4 protein-coding genes and 2 pseudogenes are annotated in these 4,151 nt (G+C 63.3%); all 6 read right to left on the bottom strand.

Annotated elements, in window-relative coordinates; translation table 11 throughout:
• Positions 1–289 (bottom strand): hypothetical protein (locus Y707_RS31220; RefSeq protein WP_162150169.1); only part of this gene is annotated, 289 nt, incomplete at its 3' end.
• A gap of 619 nt (positions 290–908) precedes the next feature.
• Positions 909–1,307: pseudogene (locus Y707_RS0103930) on the bottom strand (sigma-70 family RNA polymerase sigma factor); the annotation flags it as partial.
• A complete protein-coding gene (locus Y707_RS30455) occupies positions 1,280–1,600 on the bottom strand; it encodes a hypothetical protein (RefSeq protein WP_155852699.1) in 321 nt (106 codons plus the stop codon). The gene Y707_RS30455 and the pseudogene Y707_RS0103930, both read right to left, overlap by 28 nt.
• 619 nt (positions 1,601–2,219) lie before the next feature.
• Positions 2,220–2,618 (bottom strand): annotated as a pseudogene (locus Y707_RS0103940) (sigma-70 family RNA polymerase sigma factor); the annotation flags it as partial.
• Between the two features lie 96 nt (positions 2,619–2,714).
• Positions 2,715–2,855: a hypothetical protein gene (locus tag Y707_RS30460; protein WP_253905047.1), complete on the bottom strand. Its 141-nt coding sequence runs from the start codon at positions 2,853–2,855 to the stop codon at positions 2,715–2,717.
• Positions 2,856–3,011: 156 nt separating this feature from the next.
• A partial coding sequence (locus tag Y707_RS0103950) for a pyridoxal phosphate-dependent aminotransferase (protein WP_026534117.1) occupies positions 3,012–4,151 on the bottom strand: 1,140 nt, incomplete at its 5' end.

Genomic DNA, 4,151 nt, shown 5'->3' on the forward strand with positions numbered 1-4,151 from the left:
CACGACGGATCCGCTGTACCTGTGCGGGTTCGACCCAGACGTTGTGACGGGCACCTTCGGTGTCGACCCATTGGACGAGCACCGCCGAGCTCGTCCAACCGCCCGCCTTGCCGGTGATGTGTTCCGTGCCGCCGGCGGTCAGGGGGATGTCCGCGCTGATATAGGGTTCCCGCCGGTACGGGGCGTGCGTGGCCGGATTCGAGCCGAAGTCCGGGGATAAGGAAATGTAGGCGCCGTCGTGATTTTCGAAGTGCCACGCCGCGGAGGCGGTATCGACTTTATTCATCATGGTGGCCGATTCTGACATCCAGGACAGACAATATTCGTTGCAGGCTCCGAAAGCCCGCCGCTCCGGCCGTCTGCCCTGACAGTGGGCTGCTTTAGGGCCCCCGCACGGTTGGGAAGGCTCCCCTCTCCCGTCATGGAGCGACATGGGAGGGGAGCCAGCACTTCTCGGACTATGCCTCCGGTGTTCCCCGGTCCACTGGCTTAGGAAATCTTTGCCCGGCTAGCGGTCCAGCGTCGCTGACGCGCCGTGGTGGTAGAAAGTTTGCTGTCCGGTCACTTTGGGCTCTGGTGTGGGGGTGCTTCGCGGAGGATCATTGAGGTGTCTGCCTCGGTCGCCGCCGGTTCATTCTTGGTGCTGCAGTTGAGCCTTGCCGGTTATCCTTTCCCGCGATCCCCCAGGAGGACCTCGAGTCTTCACTGGAGAACCTGGCCGCAGCGGTTTCCCAGGCATAACCGGCCGTCACGTCGCGGCACGGGCGCAGGACTGTTCCACTCCGCACGGCCACTAACAGCGAAACGCCATGACCCCGGGCCCCGGAGACGGATGGTGCCGTCTTTGCCCGCCGGCGGCCTGGCTATGGTGTCCGGCACACTGTCACGGAGTTTCCCCTTGTTGTGCTTTAGTCGAGGTAGCCCTTTAACACCTGAGCCTGTAAGGGCTGGCGCAGCTTGTCCATGGATTCGGCTTCTATCTGCCGGACACGCTCCCGGGAGAGACCATACGCCTGTCCTGTTTCGGCAAGGGTCGCCGGCTTGCCGTTGGACAGACCGTAGCGCAGGGCCATGATCCCCGCTTCCCGCTCAGTCAGGGTATCGAGTACTGCATGGAGCTGTTCACGCAGGAATACAGCCTCCGCTGCCTCGGCCGGTACGACGGCGCCCGAATCTTCAATCAGATCGCCGAAGCTGGTGTCTCCGTCCTCACCCAGCGAAGTGTCCAGGGAGATGGGGTCACGCCCGTGCCTTTGGATTTCGTTGACCTTTTCGACTGTCATATCCAGTGCCAGAGCCAGGTGCTCTCTTCACGACGGATCCGCTGTACCTGTGCGGGTTCGACCCAGACGTTGTGACGGGCACCTTCGGTGTCGACCCATTGGACGAGCACCGCCGAGCTCGTCCAACCGCCCGCCTTGCCGGTGATGTGTTCCGTGCCGCCGGCGGTCAGGGGGATGTCCGCGCTGATATAGGGTTCCCGCCGGTACGGGGCGTGCGTGGCCGGATTCGAGCCGAAGTCCGGGGATAAGGAAATGTAGGCGCCGTCGTGATTTTCGAAGTGCCACGCCGCGGAGGCGGTATCGACTTTATTCATCATGGTGGCCGATTCTGACATCCAGGACAGACAATATTCGTTGCAGGCTCCGAAAGCCCGCCGCTCCGGCCGTCTGCCCTGACAGTGGGCTGCTTTAGGGCCCCCGCACGGTTGGGAAGGCTCCCCTCTCCCGTCATGGAGCGACATGGGAGGGGAGCCAGCACTTCTCGGACTATGCCTCCGGTGTTCCCCGGTCCACTGGCTTAGGAAATCTTTGCCCGGCTAGCGGTCCAGCGTCGCTGACGCGCCGTGGTGGTAGAAAGTTTGCTGTCCGGTCACTTTGGGCTCTGGTGTGGGGGTGCTTCGCGGAGGATCATTGAGGTGTCTGCCTCGGTCGCCGCCGGTTCATTCTTGGTGCTGCAGTTGAGCCTTGCCGGTTATCCTTTCCCGCGATCCCCCAGGAGGACCTCGAGTCTTCACTGGAGAACCTGGCCGCAGCGGTTTCCCAGGCATAACCGGCCGTCACGTCGCGGCACGGGCGCAGGACTGTTCCACTCCGCACGGCCACTAACAGCGAAACGCCATGACCCCGGGCCCCGGAGACGGATGGTGCCGTCTTTGCCCGCCGGCGGCCTGGCTATGGTGTCCGGCACACTGTCACGGAGTTTCCCCTTGTTGTGCTTTAGTCGAGGTAGCCCTTTAACACCTGAGCCTGTAAGGGCTGGCGCAGCTTGTCCATGGATTCGGCTTCTATCTGCCGGACACGCTCCCGGGAGAGACCATACGCCTGTCCTGTTTCGGCAAGGGTCGCCGGCTTGCCGTTGGACAGACCGTAGCGCAGGGCCATGATCCCCGCTTCCCGCTCAGTCAGGGTATCGAGTACTGCATGGAGCTGTTCACGCAGGAATACAGCCTCCGCTGCCTCGGCCGGTACGACGGCGCCCGAATCTTCAATCAGATCGCCGAAGCTGGTGTCTCCGTCCTCACCCAGCGAAGTGTCCAGGGAGATGGGGTCACGCCCGTGCCTTTGGATTTCGTTGACCTTTTCGACTGTCATATCCAGTGCCAGAGCCAGCTCGGACTCGCTCCGTCTGCCCGTGGCACGTTGAACGACTGGCTGCAGACTCGGCAAGGCCCGCACATGTGAAACTCTGCTGGCACGGGGGCCCCGTTGCCACTAATTAATCGGTGCGGGCGGTCGTTCGCCACTGAGCACCGCGCGGGCGTTGTCGGCGGCGAGCATCGCCATCGGGGTGCGCGTCTCCACTGTTGCGGAGCCCAGATGCGGCACTAGCACCACGTTCTCGAGCTCGAACATTCGGTGAGCAAGCTCACGACGGCGTCGGCGCCGACTACTCGGCGCAGGAGCTCCTCGCGGCCAATTGACTCCTGCCCTGCCAAGGTTCGACCTCGTGCTCGGCGCGGAGCTTTTCGAGAGCGGTTTCGGGTACACGCCCCCTGACGCCGACCCGGCTCATGCCGTCTCGATCCACTTGCGCAGGCGTCCGAGGCCGTCGCGGATATCTGCGACGTCGATGCCGGAGTAGGCGAGCCGAATGTACTGCCGCTCTTCGCCGGGTTGGCGGCGGCCGAAGTGCTCACGGGTGCAGAAGGAGACACCGGTCTCGTACAGGGCTGCTGAGGCGAAGTTCCCGACTGCCGTATAACCCATGCGCTCCATGGTGTCGGTGACGTCGGGGAAAAGGTAGAACGTCGACCGCGGCACCGCGACCTGCATGCCGGGGATAGCGTTCACAAGTTCGCACGCGGCGTCCCGGCGCTCTCCCAGGATGTCGAGCATCTGCTGTACGGGTTCCTGGGTGCCGCGGAGCGCTTCAATGCCGGCCCATTGCACGTAGTGCGTCGTGCACGACTCATCATTGGTGTTGAGTGTGCCGAGGATTTTGGCGATCTCGATCGGAGCGACGGCGCAGCCGAGGCGTGAACCTGTCATGGCGAACTTTTTGCTGAACGTGTAGAGGATTACGGTGCGCTGTGCCATGCCGGGGAGCGACGCGATTGAACTCGAGACCCCCTCATAGCGCGTCTCGAAGTAGGCCTCGTCGGAGAGTACCCAGAGGTCGTGCTCCTGGGCGAGCTGTGCGATGACCTCACGCTCGGCCGCCGTCGACTCGGCTGAGATGGGGTTCTGCAGGTCGTTGTAGATGATTGCGACTGTGTTTGGGGTAATGGATGAGCGAACCTGGTCGAGGTCGATGGTGAAGCCCTCGCTCGTGGGCAGGTACCGGTACGGCACAGCCGTGCCACCGTGGTATTCAATCTGCGATTCGTAGATCGGGAAGCCGGGGTTCGGGTAGAGCACTTCCTGCCCGGGGTTCATGACCGCCTGCAGGAACTTCGTGATGACGGGCTTGCCGCCCGTCATCACGACCACGTTGTCAGGGGCGAACTCAATACCTCGGCGGGCCCCAAGATCGTCGGCGAGTGCCTCGCGCAGTTGGGGGATGCCGGGGCCGGGACAGTAGCCCGTTGCACCCTCAGCGATTGCCCGGTTCATGGCGTCGATGATATGTGGGGCCGTCGGGATGTTGATGTCGCCGAGGTGGAAGGGGTACACGAGGTTCCCCTTCGCCTTCCAGGCGGCCGCGGCCTG

This window comes from Arthrobacter sp. H14, from assembly GCF_000520495.1.
Lineage (GTDB): Bacteria > Actinomycetota > Actinomycetes > Actinomycetales > Micrococcaceae > Arthrobacter_C.

Bases quoted from the DNA above. Each gene is read 5' to 3' on its own strand.
- Y707_RS30455 (WP_155852699.1), bottom strand. From the start codon at position 1,600: ATGATGAATAAAGTCGATACCGCCTCCGCGGCGTGGCACTTCGAAAAT.
- Y707_RS30460 (WP_253905047.1), bottom strand. From the start codon at position 2,855: ATGTTCGAGCTCGAGAACGTGGTGCTAGTGCCGCATCTGGGCTCCGCA.